Genomic DNA, 21,235 nt, shown 5'->3' with positions numbered 1-21,235 from the left:
GTGTAGTGGTCAGTGGAACTGCTGCAGGTGATCGTAAATAGGGTCGTTCTGCGTATCTTCTTCTACAGGACTGTCAGGTTCAGGCTCGGGTGGTGTGAGATCGGGCACGTTTTCCTTATAGAAAATTTCCCGGCTTGACCACGGCGTTTCAACGGAAACTAATCCTGGCGGTTGCGGCAGGAAAGTCTGCGGAACATTTTTAAGCGCTGTTTTCATGTAGCCGATCCAGATAGGGAGCGCCGTCGTACCGCCGGTCTCTCCTCGCCCCATATTTTTGGGCTGGTCGAAGCCGATCCAGGAACAGCCGACGATGGTGCGCTGATACCCGCAGAACCAGGCATCGACGTGATCGTTTGTCGTGCCTGTTTTGCCTGCCAGATCACGCCGTTTGAGTGTTGCTGCGGCGCGGCCAGCAGTGCCGTAAATAGTCACGTCGCGCATCATGCTATCCATGATATAGGCGTTGCGTGGATCGATGACCAGCGGCGCATCAGCGGCCTTGACAGGCCGCGCCTGCGCTATGACCTGATCCCTGGCATCGCGGATTTCGCTGACGATATACGGCTGGATGCGGTGGCCGCCATTGGCGAATACCGAGTAAGCTGTGACCATTTGCCAAGGTGTCACCGAGCCTGCGCCAAGCGCCATAGTGAGATAAGGCGGATGTTTGCTGGACTCAAAGCCGAAACGGGTCACGTAATCCTGGATGAAATTGACCCCACTGGCTTGCAGCAGGCGGATCGACACCATATTCTTGGATCGGGCGAGCGCTGTACGCATACGCATCGGCCCATCATAACGGCCATCGTAGTTTTTCGGTTCCCAGGCCTGGCTGCCGGTTACGGAGGCGGGAATACTGATGGGGCTGTCGTCGATGACCGAGGCGGCCGTAAAACCTTTTTCAAGCGAGCCGGAATAAATAAACGGCTTGAAGCTCGATCCCGGCTGTCGCCATGCTTGGGTGGCATGGTTGAACTTGTTGCGGTTGAAGTCAAAGCCACCGACGAGTGCGCGAATGGCGCCTGTCTGCGGGTCAGCGGCAATGAAGGCAGCTTCAACATCCGGCATTTGCGTGATGCGCCATTTATTTTTGCTGTCTGATTGTAGGCGGATAACGGCGCCACGCCGCAGGCGTTTGTTCGCCGGCGCTTTGCTGTCGAGCATTCTAAGCGCTGGTCTGAGCTCATTGCCCGCTAGAGTGACGATCTCGCCGCCGTGCCGGTAGGCGCGAATTTGCTTGGTGCTGGCTTCGAGCACGATTGCCGGATGCAGGTCGGGCGAATCTTCAAAGTCCTGCAAAAGCTCGTCCAAGGTTTCATCCTGGTCGGATTTGATTTCGCTCAAGTCCACGTAGGCTTCGGCGCCGCGATAGCCGTGGCGCCGGTCGTAGTCGAGTACGCCCTTGCGCAAACTGTCGTAGGCCGCATCCTGGTCTTCTTTACGAATTGTCGTATAGACCTTTAAGCCGTGCTGATAGACGCCGTCCGGGAACTGTTCGACGACCATCTGGCGCGCCATTTCCGCAACGTATTCAGCATGCATGGAGAAACCGCTGGGTTCACGCTTGATGACCAGTGTTTGGTCGAGCGCTTCTTTGTGTTGCTGATCAGTAATGAAGCCGAGTTCGCGCATGCGACGTAGTACATATTGCTGTCGAAGGCGGGCGCGCTGCGGGTTGACAATCGGGTTGAAAGCCGACGGCGCTTTTGGGAGCCCGGCGAGCATGGCGGCTTCGGCCGTGGTGATTTCCTTGAGTGGTTTGCCGTAATAGATCTGCGAGGCGGCAGCAAAGCCATAGGCACGGTGCCCGAGAAAAATCTGGTTGATGTATAGCTCGAAAATCTGATCTTTGCTGAGATTTGCTTCGATTTTGAAGGCGAGTAGCGCTTCGTAGATCTTGCGGAGGTAAGTTTTTTCCGGTGATAGGTAGAAATTACGGGCGACCTGTTGCGTGATGGTCGATGCCCCCTGTTTTTTAGCACCGCCCAGAATATTCTGAATGATCGCGCGTAGTACCCCAGTGGCGTCGATGCCGCCATGCTGATAAAAACGGTCGTCTTCGGCCGCCAGGATCGCTTGTTTCATGACCTCGGGAATATCTCCGATATGCACGAAAGCCCGTCGTTCTTCGCCAAATTCGCCGATTAGATGATCGTCAGCTGAGTAGACGCGCAAAGGAATTTTGGGCTGATAGTCGGTGAGAATATCCAGCGAGGGTAGGTTGGGGTAGGTGAGCGCCAGAACGACGGCAACCATACCTGCAACGACGGCAATGGCGCCGATGACGACCATAAAACCATAAAGTACCCAGCGGGAAACGCTGGGTAAAGTTTTGTCCGAAAAGTTAAAAGGTACCATCTCTCATATTATAAATAAGATGCTTACCGATATCATCAGTGGTTAGGGGTGTGGCGACAAAGCGACGATTTGTGTTTTTTTCATAAAATTCGCTTTACATATCTTAAGGCTTGCTGTTAGCATCTAAAGCAGATTATCGATAAACAATCTAACTATAAATTATCCAAGGGTTTTTCTAGCAAGGAGTAAAATCTTGCAACTCGGTCTGCCATTTTTAGGTTCGCAGTCCCGATCCCTCATCGGGCTGGACATTAGCTCGTCTGCAATCAAGATGGTCGAGCCGTCGGTTGACGGCAAGAAAGGCTATCGCGTCGAGCGTTATGCAATTGAGATGTTGCCAAGAGACGCAGTTGCCGACGGCAATATCGTCAACCTTGAGGCGACAGCTGATACTGTGCGATTAGCCTGGAAGCGTCTGGATTCCTCGACGCGTTCTGTAGCTGTCGCGTTGCCTCCCTCACACGTAATCACTAAAAAGATTATTGTGCCGGCCGGGATGCGCGAAGATGAGCTTGAAGTACAAGTGGAATCTGAGGCTAGCCAATATATCCCCTTTGCACTTGAAGAGGTGAATTTAGACTTTCAAGTGTTGGGGGTTGCGCCGTCGTCACCAGATGAAGTCGAAGTGTTGATTGCTGCTTCGCGCAAGGAGAAGGTCGAGGATCGCGTGGCGGTAGTTGAGGCGGCCGGATTAAAAACCGCCGTAATGGATGTTGAATCTTATGCTGTTCTTTCTGCGCTGGAACTGATTGAGCAACAGTTGCCCAGCGGCGGCAAGGGGTGTGTTATTGCCGTAGTAGATATTGGTGCCAATACGACGAATCTTATGGTCTTGAAAGATGGGCAGCAACTTTATGCCAGAGAGCAGGCTTTTGGCGGCAATCAATTGACTCAGGATATTGCCCGTCTGTTTGGAATGGCATTTGAGGAGGCTGAGGCAGAAAAGCGGCGCAATAATCTCCCGGAAAATTACGAAACCGAATTGCTTCATCCGTTTGTCGAAAATATGGCACTTGAAGTTTCTCGGGCGCTGCAGTTTTTCTTTACTTCAACTCAGTTTTCCAAAGTCGATTATATTGTGTTATCTGGGGGCTGTGCGGCTTTGCCTGGCGCAGAAGGAGCGGTGGCTACGCGTACCCAGGCAAATACGCGTGTGGCTAACCCATTTTCCGGCATGACTTTTTCTGGCAAGGTTTCCACCAAGCGTTTGCTGGCGGATGCTTCATCGTTAGTAACGGCTTGCGGCCTCGCGCTTCGGAGGTTTGACGAATGATACGCATCAACTTACTTCCTCATCGGGAAGAGAAGCGCAAGGCTAAACGGCAACAGTTTTATGTGTCGCTTGGTTTGGTTGGGGTGTTGGCCTGCTTGATGGTGTTTTTGGGGTATACCATTATCAATGGTTATATCTCTGCACAGGAAAGCAGAAATGATTTCCTGAAAAAAGAAATTGCTGTTCTTGATAAAGAAATCGAACAAATCAAACGCCTCAAAGAGCAGATTCAGGCATTGCTTGCGCGTAAACAGATCATTGAGTCATTGCAGCAAGACCGTGCGGATGCTGTCCATTTGTTGAGTGAGTTAACAAAGCAGATGCCAGAAGGTGTGTATATCCGCTCACTCAAACAAGTCGGTGAAAAAGTTACGCTCAATGGCTTTACGCAATCAAATGCCCGCGTTTCGACGTTGATGCGGAATGTTGAGGCGTCACCGTGGCTGACGAATCCCCAGTTGATCGAGATCAAGGCTTCGACGGTAGATAAACGGCGGCTGAATGAGTTTACGTTGGAATTGTCAATGAAGCGGGAACAGCCACAACAGGATAAACAGGATGAGGGGGTAAAATGAGTTCTCTTACTTCCCAGAAGATTGATTTTCAATCAATTGCTGATGACTTTCGTAATTTAAATCAGGATGTCGGTGCATGGCCTGCGGCTCCGCGAATTGCTGTTCTAGTTGGCGTGCTGTGTTTTATTTTGCTGGGGGGGTGGTGGTTCTTGTGGAAAGATCAGCTGGACGAATTGGATCAGCGCCAGCAAGAAGAGTTAAAACTCAAAGATGAATTCATTGCAAAAAAAGGCCAAGCAGTGAATCTGGATCTTTATACACAACAACTTAATGAGATTGATCGTTCATTTGGGGCACTTCTCAAGCAGCTGCCTAGCAAGGCGGAAGTGGAATCGCTTTTGGTTGAGATCAACCAGTCAGGAATGGGGCGCGGACTTCAGTTTGAGCTGTTCAAGCCAAATGCCGAGATTGTCAAGGATTTCTATGCTGAATTGCCGATTAGCGTGCGTCTGACAGGGGTATACCATGATTTTGGGGCATTTGCTGGTGATATTGCCGCCTTGTCAAGAATCGTGGCGTTGAGCAATATTTCGATTGGTGTAAATAAACAGGCCAAGGACGATAGTCTGGTAATGGATGCCGTTGCGCGGACGTTCCGTTATCTTGATGAAGAAGAAATTGCCGCAAATAAAAAAGCGGCTCAAGCTGCCAAGGGCGGGAGAAAATGAAACATATCCTTGTTGCAGTCATAGCGGTAATTCTGGCCGGCTGCGCCAGTGAAGAGCATAGCGATTTGCGCGCCTGGATGGCTGATGCCTCAAAAGATCTCCGAGGGAAAGTGCCGCCTTTGCCGCAGGTTAAACCCTATGAACCTGTGCCCTACGATGTGGGCAACCTTCTTGATCCTTTCAAACCTGGAAAAATAATTGGTGCAGAAAAGAAAAAAGAGGGAGGGGGACTGCGTCCGGATATGGATCGTCCGAAAGAACCGCTGGAAGCCTATCCTTTGGAGTCGCTGAAATATGTAGGCTTCATGACGAAGAAAAAGAAAACCTATGCTTTGATTCAGGTTGATGATGCGCTGTATCAGGTAAGGACGGGAAATTACATGGGACAAGACTTTGGAGTGATTACAAAAATCAACGAGACCGAAGTTTTATTGAAAGAACTGGTACAAGATCCGGTTGGCGACTGGACTGAAAGAGACAGTTCGTTGCAGCTGCAAGAACAGGAGGGTGGAAAGTGAATCAAATCAAACGGTATTTTCTTGGCCTGGTTGCAACCCTGTTTATGGCCATTCCGGTGCACGCACAAGATGCACCACCTAATTCGCTTGAATCGATTGCGGTTGCGCAGCAAGGTGCGACGCTAAATGTCAGAATGACTTTCAGGGATGCACTAACGGCGGTTCCACCAAATTTTAGTGTGGCAAATCCCGCGCGGATTGCGTTTGATCTGTTGAATACAACCAATGGTTTGGGAAAAAACTCGCAGACCTATAAGGAAGGTGATTTGCGTAGTGTCAATATTGCCCAGGCCGCTGGAAAAACGCGCGTCGTTCTGAACCTGCTGAAGATGGCGGCGTATGAAAGCCATTTGGATGGCAATAATCTGATCGTGAGCTTGACGCCCAATCCTGGTAACGAATCGACGAGTGGCGTTATCTCGAAGGTTGAGCATTTTTCTCAGGCGCCGTCATTGCTGACTTCAAATATTATTCGTGATATCGCATTTCGCCGCGGAAAGGATGGCGAAGGTAGAATTATTGTAAATCTTAGCGATCCTAATGCCGGGATTGATATTCGCCAGCATGGAAAGGAACTTTCCGCTATTTTCCTGAAAACTAATGTGCCGGATTCACTACGTAAGCGTCTGGATGTTACCGATTTTGCAACACCTGTCGTTTCGGTTGACACGCTTCAGGATGGTGCTAATGCGCGAATCAAGATTAACTCGCACGGATTATGGGAACACAATGCTTATCAAAGCGATGGCCAGTTTGTGATTGAGGTTAGAAAAGTTATCGTTGACCCGACCAAATTGGTTCAAGGGACTCGCGGCGGCTATCAGGGTGAAAAACTTTCATTAAACTTCCAGAATGTCGAAGTTCGCCGTCTGTTGCAGGTAATTGGTGAATTCACTGGAATGAATATTGTGGTAAGCGATTCTGTGAGCGGATCGATTACGCTGATTCTGAAAGATGTTCCCTGGGATCAGGCGCTGGATATCATCTTGAAGCAAAAAGATCTTGATATGCGCAAGAACGGGAATGTCATTCTGGTTGCGCCGCGTGAAGAGTTTGCTGCCAAAGAAAAACTCGCTTATGAGGCGAGAGCGCAGCTTGATGACTTGGAGCCACTTGTCACCGAAACTTTCACGATGAATTATGTTAAGGGCGAAGAGTTGCGCAAACTGATGATTGATCCCAAGCAAAGCATGCTTTCGAAGCGAGGTAGCGTGTTGCTGGATAGCCGCTCAAACATCATGATCATCAAGGATACGCAGAAACGAATTGAAGATATTCGTACGATGCTTGCTCAGATCGATATTCCTCTGCGTCAGGTGATGATCGAAGCGCGTATTGTCGAAGCGGGTGACTCTTTTGCCAAAAACTTGGGAATTCGCCTGTCTATGGGCGCAGTGGAACTGGAAACGAAGAAAGATTCAAATACTGGTAACCTTACTTATACGTTTAAGCCAACTGACAAGGCGTTTATCGCAAATAATTACACTGGGCACAAAGGTTCTGTTAACTTGCCAGCAACGCCGCGTGCCTCCAATGCAGGTAGCTATGCGCTGACGCTATTTAATAGAGGTATGTCGCGGTTTATTACTGCCGAAATCTCGGCGCTGGAAGCGGATGGCAAAGGTAAGATTATTTCCAGCCCGCGTGTGATGACCTCAAACCAGAACGAAGCGCTGATTGAACAGGGCGTGGAAATTCCTTATCAGGAAGCGAGTAGTTCTGGTGCTACGAGTGTATCTTTCAAGAAGGCAAACCTGTCGCTGAAAGTTAAGCCACAGATTACGCCTGATGGCAAGGTAGCCATGATTCTGGATATCAACAAAGATACGCCGAATACCTCGCTTTCAACCGGTTCAGGTGTGGCTATTGACACCAAGCACGTCAAGACGGAAGTTTTGGTGGATAACGGCGGGACGGTGGTAATTGGCGGTATTTATACGCAAACCACGAGCAGCAATACCAACCGTATTCCACTCTTGGGAGATTTGCCCTACATCGGTTGGCTGTTTAAGAACCGAGAATGGATCGACGACAAAACAGAATTGCTGGTATTTATTACACCGAGAATTATGGCGGAAGGGCTGTCTATTCGCTGACCAACTCTTAAAGCAAAAAACCGGCCGCAAGGCCGGTTTTTTATGCCCTAAAAAAGCAGAAAAAGCATGCGGTAAAATGCTTTTATGGAAAAAAAGTACGAAACAAAGAATATTTTTCTGGTTGGATTGATGGGCGCAGGTAAGACGACGGTTGGCCGTATGTTATCTCGTCGTCTGGGGCTGGACTTCGTGGATTCTGATCGAGAGATCGAAAGTCGTACAGGTGTAAATATTTCAACGATATTCGAAATTGAAGGTGAAGAAGGGTTTCGCAAACGCGAGGCACGGATAATCAAAGATTTAACGGCACTGAATGGGTATGTCCTAGCGACAGGCGGAGGGGTAATCTTGCATGAAGAAAACCGGAAAAATCTCCAGAAAAATGGCTTTGTCGTTTATCTGAATGCACCGCCGCATGTCTTATGGGAACGTACGCGCAATGATAAAAACCGTCCGCTACTAAAGGTAAAAGATCCCTTGCAGAAATTACAGGAATTGTTTGTGAGCCGCCATCCGCTTTACCAGGAAGTCGCCGATTTTGTGGTCAATGAAAGACGGGGAAATATACGTTCTGTGGTTCAGTTACTCGTTAAGGAGGTCAGCGAACGATGGAATCGCTAAATGTGGCGCTTGGCGCGCGCACCTATTCGATTTTGATCGGTGCGGGTCTGCTGGGCAGTAAGCGGCTGCTATCCGGATATTTTCAGTCGGTACATCGGGTGGCTATCGTCAGTAATGTCACCGTTGCGCCGCTGTATTTGCCAACGCTGCGCACTTTGATGGAACGTCTGGGTATTACCGTGTCAGCGGAAACGATTCTGCCGGATGGCGAGATCTATAAGAACTGGGAAACGCTGAATATGATTTTCGACGCTTTGCTGGTAGGGCGTTGTGAGCGTTCGACTACCCTGATCGCACTGGGCGGTGGCGTGGTGGGTGATATGACAGGATTTGCCGCTGCGTGTTATCAGCGTGGCATCCCGTTTATCCAAATTCCAACGACGCTGCTGGCGCAGGTGGATTCTTCCGTGGGGGGTAAGACGGCAATCAATCATCCCCTGGGCAAAAACATGATTGGTGCGTTTTATCAACCTCACCTGGTATTGGCGGATACGGATGTGCTGAAAACCTTACCGGATCGTGAATTGCGCGCGGGACTGGCGGAAGTCATCAAGTACGCGCTGATTCGGGATATGGCGTTTCTGGACTGGCTGGAAACGCATCTAGATGCCCTGTTGAACAAGGATTCTGCCGCACTCGAATACGCCATTTATCGCTCGTGTCAACACAAGGCCGAGATTGTGGCCAACGATGAACAGGAACATGGCGAACGCGCCTTGCTTAATCTAGGCCATACTTTCGGCCATGCTATCGAAACAGGGCTGGGCTATGGTGCATGGTTGCATGGAGAAGCGGTTGCTGCCGGTATATTGATGGCAGCCGAGCTCTCTGCCGATCAGGGCTGGCTGTCACGCGGCGATATTGCGCGCATCGAGCAACTGTTCGTGCGCATTGGCTTGCCCGTGCGCGGTCCGGCCATGCCGGTGGATCGCTACCTTGAACTGATGTGGCGTGACAAAAAAGTACAGGGCGGGAAAATGCGATTGGTGCTGCTCAAACGGCTGGGTGAGGCGCTTATCGTTGATACGGCGACGCCGACGGCAATTAGCAACGCAATCTGCGCACGCTCTTAGCCACTCGTACATTGTGTCGCGGCGGCATGCTTGGCAACGGGTTTGCGCGTCAGGTGGCCTCACTCCCCTGGTCGGAAACTAGGCGCCCTAAATTCCGCGTGGTAAAGGATCTCCGGGCAGCCCTTCTGAATATGGCGGTTTCCTTTGCCAGAATACGGCGCTGGCTCGCCTTGCTGTGCTGAGTGTACTGTCTGCGGTTCCGCCGCCTTGTCTTTTGCAAAGTCGGTCCGCTATGTTTTAAATGTCCTAAATATGGGCGCCCTGAACTCCCCGTGGATAGGGCATTTGCGGGCATGCCTCTCTGAAATTCGTATGGATAAAGGATCTCAGGGCAGGGTACTCTGGAACCCTTATAAATAAAGGACTGGCGGGCAGGTGCTCGGAGATGCTCTGTTTACAAGAGTTCCAGAGCATCCCCTCTGAGATGCCCGTAAATAAAGGGCTTGCGGGAACCCTTCTCTGAAATGCCCCAAATACGCTGGCTTTCGGGCATCCTCTTTAGGAGGGCGTAACGGAGCGATATAGCGTAGGCGGTCGATGGGTTTTTAATTCTCCCACTGTGAGGCAGATGCCCCGCAGGGGCGGAGAGCGTAGCAAGCCGAAGGCTTCGGTTTCTTTATTTCAGATGGGGTTTGATTTTGCGCTCGGCACTTTTTCTACCTTTTTTGCCCTTGACGCTCTTTTTACCGCCTTGCCCTTCTCTAAATCCTTTTCCCAAAGTGCGAGAGGCTTTTGGGGCGCTCCAGAACCCGCGTGGATAGGGCATTTGCGGGCATGCCTCTCTGAAATTCGTATGGATAAAGGGCTTCCGGGCGCCTCCTCCGAAATGCCATAAAACAAGGGCTTCCATGAAAGATGGAAGCCCTTGGTTCGATTGTCTTCGAGGTGTCTGCCGCAGGCAGACGGCATTTTATTTGGACGCGTTGAGCGTATTGAGTACCTCGTCCAGCATTTTCTTGGCATCGCCAAAAAGCATCCGGTTGTTCTCTTTGTAGAACAGCGGGTTATCGACACCGGCATAGCCGGAAGCCATACTGCGCTTCATGACAATCGATGTCTTTGCTTTCCATACTTCGAGAATCGGCATACCCGCGATCGGGCTGTTCGGATTTTCTTGCGCAGCCGGATTGACGATATCGTTGGCGCCAATCACGATGGCGACATCCGTGTCGGCAAAGTCGTCATTGATCTCGTCCATTTCAAGCACGATATCGTAGGGCACTTTGGCTTCGGCGAGCAGAACATTCATGTGGCCGGGCATCCGTCCCGCCACCGGGTGGATGCCAAAGCGGACATTGACGCCACGCTCGCGCAGGACGCGCGTAATTTCATAGACGCTATGCTGTGCCTGAGCAACGGCCATGCCGTAACCGGGGACGATGATGACATTTTTGGCTTCGCTCAGAAGCTCGGCAGTTTCCGCGGCCGAGATCGGTGTCGTTTCACCCGCTGGCGCCGCGTCGCCGCCCGACGCCGGTTTGGACGCATTGCCGCCCGAACCGAAGCCGCCGCTGATGACGCTGAGGAAGTTGCGGTTCATGGCATTACACATGATGTACGACAAAATGGCGCCGCTCGAACCGACCAGCGCACCGGTTACGATCAGAAGGTCGTTGGACAACATAAAACCGGTAGCCGCCGCCGCCCAGCCTGAGTAGCTATTGAGCATCGAAACAACGACAGGCATGTCGGCGCCGCCGATGGCCATAACCATATGCACGCCAAAAAGCAGCGAAATAACCGTCATGATGACCATTGGCGTAATGCCTTCGGCAACGCTTTGCGCGTTGAGGAACTCGCGGCCATACCAGATGACGACGAGCAGGCCGACAAGATTGATCAAATGGCGGCCGGGCAGCAAAAAGGGTTTTCCGCCAATGCGGCCGGACAGTTTGCCGAAGGCAACGACCGATCCGGAAAAAGTCACCGCGCCGATCAGAACGCCCACGTACATTTCAACCTCGTGCACGGTTTGCTCTGCGGGCGAAAGGCCGACCGAGGCGGCCGGGTCGATAAAGCTTGCATAACCGATGAACATCGCCGCCAGGCCGACCATGCTATGCATGAAAGCGACTAGCTCGGGCATCTGTGTCATCTGGACGACGCGCGCCAGATACAGCCCGATTGCACCGCCGACGACCATGCAACCGATGATCCACGGCAGCCCGGCGCTCAGGACGCGCGGCCCAAATACCGTGGCGATGACGGCAATTGCCATGCCGATGACGCCGTACAGGTTGCCGCGTCGTGCGGTTTCCTGGTTCGACAGCCCGCCAAGGCAAAGAATGAAAAGGATGGTGGCCCCGATATAGGCGACAGTAGCCAAACTGGTAGGCATGAGTTTTTCTCCCTTTTCTTATTTGCGGAACATTTGCAGCATGCGCTGTGTGACCGCAAAGCCGCCAAACATGTTGATCGTTGCCAGCACGATGCCGCCGATGGCAAAACAGCGGATCCAGTCTACGGAACGGCCGGCAATGATATCGGCGGGAATGTCGGTGAGCGGCGGCGCGATTTGCACCAGCGCGCCGATGGCGATGATGCTGCTAATGGCGTTGGTGACGCTCATCAACGGCGTATGGAGTGAAGGTGTGACATTCCAAACCACCATATAGCCTACGAAACAGGCCAGCACGAACACGGTAAAGTGCGACAAGAAGGCGGGCGGTGCCGTCAGGCCGACCAGCACGAAGAGCACGGCAATGATGCCGCCGATGATGGCTAGCGTACTGGCCGGCATCGGCTCTCCACTGGCGCCGTGTCCATGCCCTTTTTTCGCGGCAGGCGCAGGGGCTGCGGCCGCAGGCTTGGCGGGCGGCGGCGCGGGAAGTTTCAGCGGAGGGGGCGGCCAGGTGATCTCGCCGTTCTTGATGACGGTCAAGCCGCGAATGGCATCATCTTCCATATTAACGTTCAGGGTGCCGTCCTTGGTCTTGCACAACTCTTCGGTTAAACGAAGCAGATTGGTGGCGTACAGTGTCGAAGACTGTTTCGACAGACGGCTGGGCAGATCCGTGTAACCGATGATCGTGACGCCATATTTGACGATAGCCTGGCCCGGCTCGGTCAGCTCGCAGTTGCCACCCTGTTCGCCCGCCATATCGACGATGACGCTGCCCGGTTTCATACTTTTCACCATGTCTTCGGTGATCAGTTTGGGCGCCGGCTTGCCGGGAATCAGCGCGGTCGTGATGATGATGTCTGCTTCCTTGGCTTGCTGGGCATACATCTTGCGCTGCGCCTGCTGGAAGCCTTCGCTCATCACCTTGGCGTAACCGCCGCCGCCAGAGCCGTCCTCTTCGTAATCTACCTTGACGAATTCACCCCCCAGCGACTTGACTTGGTCGGCGACTTCGGCGCGCGTATCGTTGGCGCGCACGATGGCGCCCAGGTTGGCCGCCGTGCCGATCGCCGCCAGGCCGGCGACACCCGCCCCGGCAATGAACACTTTGGCGGGAGGCACCTTGCCGGCGGCCGTAATCTGACCATTGAAAAAACGGCCAAAAGCATTTGCCGCTTCAATGACGGCCCGGTAGCCGCTGATGCCGGCCATCGAGGTCAACGCATCCATTTTCTGGGCGCGGGAAAGCTGGCGAGGCAGAGAGTCGATGGCCAGAACGGTGGCTTTCCGGGCAGCGAGTTGCTCCATGAGTTCCGGATTCTGGGCGGGCCAGATGAAGGAGATCAGCGTACTGCCTTCGCGCATCAGCGCGACTTCTTCTACCGTCGGGCCGCGTACCTTGAAAATGATGTCAGCGCCAGCCCAGAGCTGGGCGGCGTCGGCGACAATGTCTGCGCCGGCTGCGCGATAGGTCTCGTCATTGAAATTCGCTGCTTCGCCCGCGCCAGACTCAATCGCAACCTTGAATCCAAGCTTGATCAGCTTTTCGACGACATCGGGAACAGTCGCAACCCGTTTTTCGCCGGGAAAAATTTCGCGCGGCACGCCAATAGTCAGTGGCATTTAAAGCTCCATGTCATGAGAACAGAGGTATTTTGGATTGTCGGCAGGGTACTTGCGGGAGGTTTTTTATGATCGTGCGTAAATCACAAGAAGCTTCCGGAAAATTCGACCGAAAATGCATCGTGCGAACGGGAGAAAAACCACGGAGCGCGCGGGCAGTAAATACGACAATCAAAGCTGCCCCGCGTCATTAGTCATGCATTTCTACCGTCATGGACGCAAGGTTCCGGCACAGCAGTCCTTTCGACAAGGACAAAATCGTATCACGGCAAACCGTTTGGCAGAAGAAATCGCGCTTGCCGAACAACCCGTTGCGTATCATTTCCATCCAATTTCTGCCTGTTCAGGCCTCTGCAAGGGGGCGATTGGATCGTATGACCTGTTTGTGAAAGACGAGTGTGCGGCCAAATTGCCGGCCGTATCAGCAGATGCGGTCTTCCTGTTGCATAGAATAGCCGGCCGGCCTGTGTCGCCAATCGAGCGGTCGAATGTATTGATCGAACGCTGCCCGACAAATTTCTCCGGCGGCATAGGTCGGTATTGTCCGGGCGTATCTGCGCCTGACGCGCGACAATCAGCAAACCGCCGTCGGCAGTGGCGTTCGCTTCGGTTCCGCGTGACGCGCGACGGCTGGAAAGAAGGCTGTTATGCTATGAAAATCAAAATCTTTATTGCTGATGGCGTTTTTTGCCGCCAATTTCGCTGCCAGTTTCCCGATATTTGGGAAGCGGGCGTAAAGGGTTCGCAAAATACGCCGAGAGCGGCTCATTGCGCCGCGACGGCTTCATGGAGTGTGGAGTTGAAACGATGAATATTGTCATTCTGGCGGCCGGGCAGGGAAAGCGGATGCATTCTGACTTGCCCAAGGTGTTGCATCCCCTTGCCGGAAAGGCGCTGGTCGCGCACGTTATCGACACGGCGCGCAGCCTGCATCCGGAAACACTGTGCGTGGTCTATGGATATGGCGGCGAAGCCGTGCGTACTGCCCTGGATGCGCCGGATATTTCCTGGGCATTGCAGTCACCGCTGCTGGGGACGGGGCACGCCGTCATGCAGGCGTTGCCGCATCTGGCGGCTGCGGCGGAAACGACGCTGATACTCAATGGCGACGGGCCATTGATCCGCAAAGAAACACTGCAGCGACTGGTTTGCGAGGCGCACAATGCGCTGGCAATTCTGACTGTCGAACCCGCCGATCCCTACGGCTATGGTCGTATCGTGCGCAATGCCGCGGGCGAAGTCGTGCGGATTGTCGAGCAGAAGGATGCGACACCGGCAGAATGCGCTATCCGTGAGATCAATACCGGCGTGATCGCTGCGCCCACGGCCTGCCTTGGCGGGTGGCTCCAGCGCCTGTCGAATGACAACGCGCAGCATGAGTATTACCTGACCGACATCGTGGGCATGGCGATTGCCGACGGCGTGCCGGTGCGCACTACGCAGCCGGATGCACCGTGGGAAGCGCTTGGCGTTAATGACAAGGCACAGCTGGCGGAACTGGAGCGTATCTACCAGCGCCGTCAGGCCGAGCGGCTCATGGCGCAGGGCGTGCGCCTGGCCGACCCGGCGCGTATCGACGTGCGCGGCGAGCTTGTTTGCGGGCGCGACGTATTCATCGACGTCAATTGCGTTTTTGAAGGGCGGGTGGCGCTGGGCGACGGCGTTGAGCTGGGACCCAACTGCGTGCTTAAGGATGCCGTCATCGAAGCGGGCAGTCGCCTGGCCGCCTTTACGCATATCGAAGAAGCTGTCGTCGGCGCGCATGGCCGTATTGGTCCTTTTGCCCGCCTGCGCCCGGGGACGACGCTGGCTGAGGACGTCCATATTGGTAATTTCGTCGAAGTCAAACAGAGTGCGTTTGCAGCGCACGCCAAGGCCAATCATCTCGCCTATATCGGTGATGCCAGCGTCGGCCAGCGCGTCAATATCGGCGCGGGGACGATCACCTGCAATTACGACGGCGCCCATAAACATCAGACGGTGATTGAGGACGATGCCTTCATCGGATCGGATACCCAACTGGTTGCGCCGGTAACGGTGGGCCGTGGAGCCACTCTGGGCGCTGGTACGACGCTGACGAAGGACGCGCCAGCCGATGCGTTGACTATTTCGCGCGCCCGGCAGACTTCGATTCCCGGCTGGAAACGCCCCCGTAAGGAACGGTGATAAGCTTGCGCCCATCCATGATTTTGACTGGACTCGCCCTTTTTTAGGGCGATGAAGGCGCAATGAGCGCGATCAGAGGACAGCCGCTTCCGATTGAGGGCAACGCAAGCGCTCTGCGCGCCTGTCCTTCTGCTCGTTGAGACGTTGAATATTCTGTTTGAGATGCGGAGTAAAAATGTGTGGCATCGTTGCTGCGGTCGCTGATCGCAATGTTGTATCCGTATTGCTGGAAGGCTTGCGGCGGCTTGAGTATCGCGGCTATGACTCGGCCGGGCTGGCGTTGATCGGTCAGGGCGGTTTGCAGTGTCTGCGCGCCGTCGGGCGCGTTTCAGAACTGGCGGCGCAGGCCGAGCAGTCCGCCGCCAGCGGTGAAACGGGCATTGCCCATACGCGCTGGGCGACGCATGGCGTCCCGAGCGAGCGCAACGCACATCCGCATGTATCGGGCGGTTTGGCGGTCGTTCATAACGGCATCATCGAAAATCACGAGCCTCTGCGCACCCGCCTGCGGGCGGAAGGTTACGAATTCGTTTCGGAAACCGATACCGAGGTTGTGGCGCATCTGATCGCCTCGGAGCTGAAAAAGCACGATGATTTCTTTGCTGCCGCACGCGCCGCAATCGCCCAACTGCGCGGCGCTTTTGCCTTGGCCATCCTCCGCAAAAGCGAACCGGGGCGGATCGTCATGGCGCGTGACGGCGCGCCATTGCTGCTCGGCATCGGCGAGAACGGTCACTATGCCGCATCGGATGTTTCCGCGCTGTTGCAGGTAACGCGGCGTATCGTTTATCTAGAAAACGGCGATTGCGCCGAGATAACCCGCGACGGTTTCCGGATCACCCGCGTCGACGGGACGCCTGTTAAGCGCCTCGAGTCGGAATCGCAACTGTCGGCAGATGCGGTGGAGCTGGGCCAGTATCGTCATTACATGCAGAAGGAAATTTTCGAGCAGCCCGCCGCCTTGTCCAATACGCTGGAAATGCTGGGTACCACGCACAGCGTGCAGCCCGGACTGTTCGGCGCATCGGCAGAGCCGGTGCTCAGGGCGGCGCGTCAGGTGCTCATTCTTGCCTGCGGCACCAGCTACCATGCCGGTTTGACGGCGCGTTACTGGCTGGAGGCGATTGCCGGCCTGCCCTGCAGCGTCGAGGTCGCCAGCGAATACCGCTACCGCGATTCGGTCGCTGACCCGGCAACGCTCGTCGTGACCCTTTCCCAGTCCGGCGAAACGGCCGATACGCTGGCTGCGCTGCAACACGCCAAATTGCTGGGAATGCGGCATACGCTCTGTATCTGCAACGTGCCGGAATCCTCGCTGGTGCGCGAAAATGCCTTGCGCTTCATTACGCGCGCAGGGCCGGAGATCGGCGTCGCCTCGACCAAAGCCTTTACGACGCAGCTGGCCGCGCTTTATCTGCTGACGCTGACGCTGGCAAAACTGCGCGGCCGGCTGACGCCTGCCAATGAGGGGAAAGGACTGAGCGCCTTGCGCCATTTACCCGTCGCCGTTGGCAAGGTGCTCGAGCTTGAACCCCACATTCGCGTCTGGGCAGAACGCTTTGCCATGAAACAGAATGCGCTGTTCCTCGGACGCGGCCGCCATTACCCGATTGCCATGGAAGGCGCGCTCAAGCTCAAGGAAATTACGTACATCCATGCCGAAGCCTATCCGGCCGGCGAACTCAAGCATGGGCCGCTGGCGCTCGTCGATCAGGACATGCCGGTGATTGCCGTTGCTCCGAACGACGCCTTGCTGGAAAAACTCAAATCCAATTTGCAGGAAGTGCGCGCACGCGGGGGCGAACTGTTCGTATTCGCCGACGCCGACAGCGAAATGTCAGCGTCCGACGGCCTGCACATCCTGCGTCTGCCCGAACACTATGGTCAGCTCTCGGCGCTGCTGCATACGATCCCGCTGCAACTGCTCGCCTACCATGTCGCGCTGGTGCGCGGCACCGATGTGGATAAACCGCGCAACCTCGCCAAGTCGGTGACGGTGGAGTAAGGCTCGAACCCCCACAGGGCAGCTATCGCTGCCCGGCCGGAAAAGTACCTGTTCGGAAATGCCCTAAAGACAAGGGGTCCCGGGCAACCCCGTTGAAATAGCGGCTTCCTTTGCCAAAATACGGCGTTGGCTTCGCCTTGCCGTACTGAGTGGTCTGTCAGCGGCTTGCCGCCTTGTCTTTTGGCAAAGTCGAGCCGCTATTAAGCTTTCAGAGCACCCCCTCGGAAACCCGCGTGGATAGGGTGTTTGCGGGCAGGCACCTCTAAACCCCTTATAAATAAAGGGCTGGCGGGCAGGGCGCCCGGAAACGCCCTAAATACACGGGCTTCAGGCCACCTTTTTTTGGAGATGCGCCTGCGCTTCTGCCACTGTGTTTTTCCAATTTTTTTCTCGTTGGGGAGAGGCTCCGAAACCCGCGCGGATAAAGGACTTCAGGGCATCCCTTCTGAAACGCCCTGTTTACAAGGAATTTCGGGTAGGTGCCTAAAGATAGATGCCCTAAAAACTAAAAAACAAGGATCGCCACAGCCTGCGCGCTGACTTTCATCCACGGAACTCTTTTTGATGCCGTTGCGCTGAGCGGCAGCGCGCCCCGCTGACTTTCCTACCTTCTTTCTTTATCTCGCCAAAGAAAGTCAGCAAAGAAACACGACCCCGAGGCGCAGGAGACTCCTTGTCGCGGGCCGCTTGGCGGCGGGCTTGATTAACTCGCTACGCTCAGACAATCAAGCCCTTGTTCCCGCCAAGCCGCCCCGTGTCTTTCTGAAATCGCGGCTTTCTTTGCCAAAATACGGCGTTGCTGTGTTGGCCTGGCCTTGCTGTACTAAACGTACTGTCAGCGGCTCGCCGCCTTGTCTTTTGGCAAAGCCGAGCTGCTATGTAAGGGGATTATGGCATCCCTCTGAAGCCCAAGTGGATAGGGCGTCTGCGGGCAGGCACTTCCAAAACCCGCATGGATAAAGGCGCTCCGGGTAGGGTGTCTGGATATGCCCTATTTATAAGGGTTTCAGGGCAGGGGTTCCGGAGATGCCCATTCCACGCGGGCTGGCGGGCCTTCTAACGAAAGGTGCATCGTGGCCTGTGCGGGCGTCGCGTCAATGTGCTTCGTCCCAGTTGGCGCCGACGCCGACTTCGACGGCCAGCGGTACGCGCAACGCGGCGACGCGCGTCATAAGCGGCGGCAGTTCGGCACGCAGGCGGGGGAGTTCGGCTTCCGGCACTTCCAGCACGAGTTCGTCGTGCACTTGCAGAATCAGTCGCGTGTGCAGGTGTTCGTGGCTGATCCAGTCCTGCACGGCAATCATGGCCAGTTTGATGAGATCGGCGGCAGTGCCCTGCATCGGCGCATTGATGGCGGCGCGTTCGGCGCCCTGGCGGCGGCCGGCTTGCGCTGCGCGGATGTCGGGCAGCCAGAGCCGGCGGCCGAACACTGTTTCGACGTAGCCGTTCATCCGTGCCTCATGGCGCGTTTCTTCCATGTAGCGGGCAACGCCGGGGTAGCGGGCGAAGTAGCGCTCGATGTAGCCCTGCGCGGCGCTGCGTTCAAGGCCGAGCTGACGGGCAAGGCCAAAGGCGCTCATGCCGTAGATGAGGCCGAAGTTGATGACCTTGGCGACACGCCGCTGGTCGGCGCTGACTTCGGGTGGCGTGAGGCCGAAGATTTCGGCCGCTGTGGCGCGGTGTACGTCCTCGCCGTGGGCGAATGCATCGAGCAGGCCGGCGTCCTGCGAAAGGTGCGCCATGATGCGCAATTCGATTTGCGAGTAGTCGGCCGAAACGATGCGGCTGCCGGGCGGTGCGACGAAGGCGGCGCGGATGCGCCGTCCCTCGGCGGTGCGCACGGGAATGTTTTGCAGATTGGGGTCGCTGGAGGCTAATCGGCCGGTGACGGCGACCGCTTGTGCGAAATGGGTGTGTACGCGGCCGGTTTTCGGGTCGATCATTTTCGGCAGCTTGTCGGCGTAGGTGCCCTTGAGCTTAACGATCTGGCGCGATTCGAGCAGCAGCTTGGGCAGCGGGTAGTCGAGCGCGAGTTCGGAGAGCACTTCTTCGTCGGTCGAGGGCGTGCCCGACGGCGTTTTTTTGCGGGCGGGCAGGCCCAGTTTGCTGAACAGGATGTTGCCGAGCTGTTTGGGGGAATTGATGTTGAACGGCTGGCCGGCGGCTTCGTAAATCTGCGCTTCCAGTTCCAGCAGGCGCTGGCCGAGTGCGTTGCTCTGCCGCGCCAGCGCCTCGGCGTCAATCAGCACGCCGTTGCGCTCCATGCGGAACAGCACTTCGCGCGCCGGTATCTCGATATCGCCGTAAATATAGGCGAGCCCGGCATGGGCGGCGATCTGCGGGTAAAAGCAGGCGTGCAGGCGCAGGCAGAGATCGGCGTCTTCCGCGCCGTATTCGGCGGCCTGCTCGACGGCGACCTGGTTGAAACCGATCTGGCTGGCACCCTTGCCGCACAGGCTTTCAAAAGAAATTGTCGCCAGGCCGAGATGGCGCTCGGCCAGTTGACCGAGGTCGTGTCCGCGCACACCGGATTTGCCCGATTCGAGCACGTAAGATTCCAGCAGCGTATCGTGGGCGATGCCGCGCAGGGCGATGCCGTGGTTGGCAAAAACGTGTTCGTCGTACTTCAAATGCTGGCCGATCTTGGCGTGCTGCGGCGATTCCAGCCAGGGCTTCAGGCGCGCCAGCGCCTCGTCGATCGGCAACTGCGCCGGTGCGCCGGCATAATCGTGGGCAAGCGGCAGGTAGGCCGCTTCGCCGGGCGCGACGGCAAAGGACACGCCGACGATACGTGCGTTCAAGGGGTCGAGGCTGGTCGTTTCGGTGTCGAGCGCGGTTAGCGGCGCGGCGCTGATTTTTGTCAGCCAGCGTTCAAACGTCGGCCAGTCGAGGATCGTCTCGTAATGCTTTTCCGGCGGCGTTGGAAAGGCCGTCGGTTCGGGGCTGGCGGCTTCCGCAGATGCCGTATTGACGGCCTTTGCGGCCCGTGCCGACGAGGCGGACGTGCTGGCGGAATGGCCGACGGGAAAGGGCTGCGATGGCTCCAGACGCTGCGCTTCCTTGAGCCAGGATTTCATTTCGTAGCGCGTGAAGAATTCGATCAGCGTATCCCGCTGCGGCAATTGCGGCGTGAGCGGCGCAAGACTATCGGGCAGCTGCGGCAGCTCGGCCGGATCGAGATCGCAGCGAACCGTCACCAGCCGGCGGCCGAGCGGCAGAAAATCCAGCGCCGCGCGCAGATTCTGGCCGACCGCACCGCCGATGTCATTGGCGGCGGCGATAACGCCGTCGAGCGAGCCGTACTGCGTCAGCCATTTGACCGCCGTTTTTGGCCCGACTTTGGCCACGCCCGGCACGTTGTCGACCGCATCGCCGACCAGCGTCAGATAATCGACGATGCGTTCCGGCGGCACGCCGAACTTGGCGAGGACGCCGGCGGTATCCAGCGTTTCGCCGCTCATCGTATTGACCAGCGTGATGCGGTCATCGACGATCTGCGAGAGGTCCTTGTCGCCGGTTGAAATGATGACTTCGAGTCCCTGCGCTGCCGCACGCCGCGCCAGCGTGCCGATCACGTCGTCAGCCTCAACGCCGGGGACGCTCAGGATCGGCCAGCCGAGCGCGGCGACGCCGGCGTGAATGGGCGCGATCTGGCGCACCAGGTCATCCGGCATGGACGGCCGGTTGGCCTTGTAATCGGGATACCAGTCGTCGCGGAAGGTTTTTCCCTTGGCATCGAACACGCAAGCCTTGTAAGCTATGTTTCGCTGTCGCGTGTCGGCGTCGAGCCGGCGCAGCATGTTGAGGACGCCGTAAATCGCTCCCGTCGGCTCGTCGCGCGAATTGCGCAGGTCGGGCAGGGCGTGAAAGGCGCGGTAGAGGTAGGATGATCCGTCGACCAGAAGCAGGGTTGGCATG

Annotated in this window: 14 protein-coding genes; 10 read left to right on the top strand and 4 right to left on the bottom strand. The window is 55.8% G+C overall.

Annotated features, from left to right (window positions below):
• Positions 1-9: 9 nt before the first annotated feature.
• Positions 10-2,358 (bottom strand): penicillin-binding protein 1A, encoded by a 2,349-nt coding sequence (locus tag ABCS64_RS09425; RefSeq protein WP_418891589.1) that lies wholly within the window; start codon positions 2,356-2,358, stop codon positions 10-12.
• A gap of 193 nt (positions 2,359-2,551) precedes the next feature.
• Here ABCS64_RS09425 and ABCS64_RS09420 point away from each other — a divergent pair, with 193 nt between their 5' ends.
• From ABCS64_RS09420 to aroB, 7 genes are all read left to right on the top strand, one after another.
• Positions 2,552-3,631, top strand: a complete 1,080-nt coding sequence (locus ABCS64_RS09420; RefSeq protein ID WP_418891588.1) for a pilus assembly protein PilM — start codon at positions 2,552-2,554, stop codon at positions 3,629-3,631.
• Complete coding sequence (locus ABCS64_RS09415) at positions 3,628-4,206, top strand: PilN domain-containing protein (RefSeq protein WP_418891587.1); 579 nt, start codon at positions 3,628-3,630, stop codon at positions 4,204-4,206. The genes ABCS64_RS09420 and ABCS64_RS09415 overlap by 4 nt, the downstream gene beginning before the upstream one ends.
• Positions 4,203-4,874 (top strand): type IV pilus inner membrane component PilO, encoded by a 672-nt coding sequence (locus ABCS64_RS09410; protein ID WP_418891586.1) that lies wholly within the window; start codon positions 4,203-4,205, stop codon positions 4,872-4,874. Before ABCS64_RS09415 ends, ABCS64_RS09410 begins: the two co-directional genes overlap by 4 nt.
• Positions 4,871-5,392, top strand: coding sequence for a pilus assembly protein PilP (locus ABCS64_RS09405; RefSeq protein WP_418891585.1), 522 nt, complete (start codon positions 4,871-4,873; stop codon positions 5,390-5,392). The genes ABCS64_RS09410 and ABCS64_RS09405 overlap by 4 nt, the downstream gene beginning before the upstream one ends.
• Positions 5,389-7,488, top strand: coding sequence for a type IV pilus secretin PilQ (locus tag ABCS64_RS09400; protein ID WP_418891584.1), 2,100 nt, complete (start codon positions 5,389-5,391; stop codon positions 7,486-7,488). The genes ABCS64_RS09405 and ABCS64_RS09400 overlap by 4 nt, the downstream gene beginning before the upstream one ends.
• A gap of 84 nt (positions 7,489-7,572) precedes the next feature.
• Positions 7,573-8,109, top strand: a complete 537-nt coding sequence (locus ABCS64_RS09395; protein ID WP_418891583.1) for a shikimate kinase — start codon at positions 7,573-7,575, stop codon at positions 8,107-8,109.
• Positions 8,097-9,182, top strand: a complete 1,086-nt coding sequence (aroB, locus tag ABCS64_RS09390) for a 3-dehydroquinate synthase (RefSeq protein ID WP_418891582.1) — start codon at positions 8,097-8,099, stop codon at positions 9,180-9,182. Before ABCS64_RS09395 ends, aroB begins: the two co-directional genes overlap by 13 nt.
• Positions 9,183-10,092: 910 nt before the next feature.
• On the opposite strand, the gene pntB is transcribed toward aroB, so the two are convergent.
• Together pntB and ABCS64_RS09380 are read right to left on the bottom strand one after the other, a co-directional pair.
• Positions 10,093-11,520, bottom strand: a complete 1,428-nt coding sequence (pntB, locus tag ABCS64_RS09385) for a Re/Si-specific NAD(P)(+) transhydrogenase subunit beta (protein WP_418891581.1) — start codon at positions 11,518-11,520, stop codon at positions 10,093-10,095.
• 18 nt (positions 11,521-11,538) lie between these two features.
• Positions 11,539-13,146 carry a Re/Si-specific NAD(P)(+) transhydrogenase subunit alpha gene (locus ABCS64_RS09380; protein WP_418891580.1) on the bottom strand — a complete coding sequence of 536 codons (1,608 nt, stop codon included), beginning with the start codon at positions 13,144-13,146 and terminating at the stop codon, positions 11,539-11,541.
• Between the two features lie 115 nt (positions 13,147-13,261).
• On the opposite strand from ABCS64_RS09380, the gene ABCS64_RS09375 reads away from it, so the two are divergent.
• From ABCS64_RS09375 to glmS, 3 genes are all read left to right on the top strand, one after another.
• Positions 13,262-13,957: a hypothetical protein gene (locus ABCS64_RS09375; RefSeq protein ID WP_418891579.1), complete on the top strand. Its 696-nt coding sequence runs from the start codon at positions 13,262-13,264 to the stop codon at positions 13,955-13,957.
• Positions 13,954-15,312, top strand: a complete 1,359-nt coding sequence (glmU, locus tag ABCS64_RS09370; RefSeq protein WP_418891578.1) for a bifunctional UDP-N-acetylglucosamine diphosphorylase/glucosamine-1-phosphate N-acetyltransferase GlmU — start codon at positions 13,954-13,956, stop codon at positions 15,310-15,312. Before ABCS64_RS09375 ends, glmU begins: the two co-directional genes overlap by 4 nt.
• 175 nt (positions 15,313-15,487) lie before the next feature.
• The gene (gene glmS / locus ABCS64_RS09365) at positions 15,488-17,317 is read left to right on the top strand and encodes a glutamine--fructose-6-phosphate transaminase (isomerizing) (RefSeq protein WP_418891577.1); all 1,830 of its coding nucleotides are present in this window, start codon (positions 15,488-15,490) and stop codon (positions 17,315-17,317) included.
• Between the two features lie 1,094 nt (positions 17,318-18,411).
• Here glmS and polA read toward each other — a convergent pair.
• Positions 18,412-21,234, bottom strand: coding sequence for a DNA polymerase I (gene polA, locus ABCS64_RS09360; RefSeq protein WP_418891576.1), 2,823 nt, complete (start codon positions 21,232-21,234; stop codon positions 18,412-18,414).
• Between the last annotated feature and the right edge of the window lies 1 nt (position 21,235).

The organism is Dentiradicibacter hellwigii (genome assembly GCF_041770905.1).
Classification (GTDB): Bacteria; Pseudomonadota; Gammaproteobacteria; order Burkholderiales; family Rhodocyclaceae; genus Propionivibrio; species Propionivibrio hellwigii.
This window is presented reverse-complemented; position numbering and strand designations above follow the sequence as displayed.

Excerpts from the sequence above, each read along its gene's own strand:
- ABCS64_RS09375 (WP_418891579.1), top strand. The coding sequence starts at position 13,262 with ATGCATCGTGCGAACGGGAGAAAAACCACGGAGCGCGCGGGCAGTAAA.
- ABCS64_RS09380 (WP_418891580.1), bottom strand. The coding sequence starts at position 13,146 with ATGCCACTGACTATTGGCGTGCCGCGCGAAATTTTTCCCGGCGAAAAA.
- glmU (WP_418891578.1), top strand. The coding sequence starts at position 13,954 with ATGAATATTGTCATTCTGGCGGCCGGGCAGGGAAAGCGGATGCATTCT.
- pntB (WP_418891581.1), bottom strand. The coding sequence starts at position 11,520 with ATGCCTACCAGTTTGGCTACTGTCGCCTATATCGGGGCCACCATCCTT.
- ABCS64_RS09410 (WP_418891586.1), top strand. The coding sequence starts at position 4,203 with ATGAGTTCTCTTACTTCCCAGAAGATTGATTTTCAATCAATTGCTGAT.
- glmS (WP_418891577.1), top strand. The coding sequence starts at position 15,488 with ATGTGTGGCATCGTTGCTGCGGTCGCTGATCGCAATGTTGTATCCGTA.
- ABCS64_RS09425 (WP_418891589.1), bottom strand. The coding sequence starts at position 2,358 with ATGGTACCTTTTAACTTTTCGGACAAAACTTTACCCAGCGTTTCCCGC.
- ABCS64_RS09395 (WP_418891583.1), top strand. The coding sequence starts at position 7,573 with ATGGAAAAAAAGTACGAAACAAAGAATATTTTTCTGGTTGGATTGATG.
- ABCS64_RS09405 (WP_418891585.1), top strand. The coding sequence starts at position 4,871 with ATGAAACATATCCTTGTTGCAGTCATAGCGGTAATTCTGGCCGGCTGC.
- aroB (WP_418891582.1), top strand. The coding sequence starts at position 8,097 with ATGGAATCGCTAAATGTGGCGCTTGGCGCGCGCACCTATTCGATTTTG.
- polA (WP_418891576.1), bottom strand. The coding sequence starts at position 21,234 with ATGCCAACCCTGCTTCTGGTCGACGGATCATCCTACCTCTACCGCGCC.
- ABCS64_RS09415 (WP_418891587.1), top strand. The coding sequence starts at position 3,628 with ATGATACGCATCAACTTACTTCCTCATCGGGAAGAGAAGCGCAAGGCT.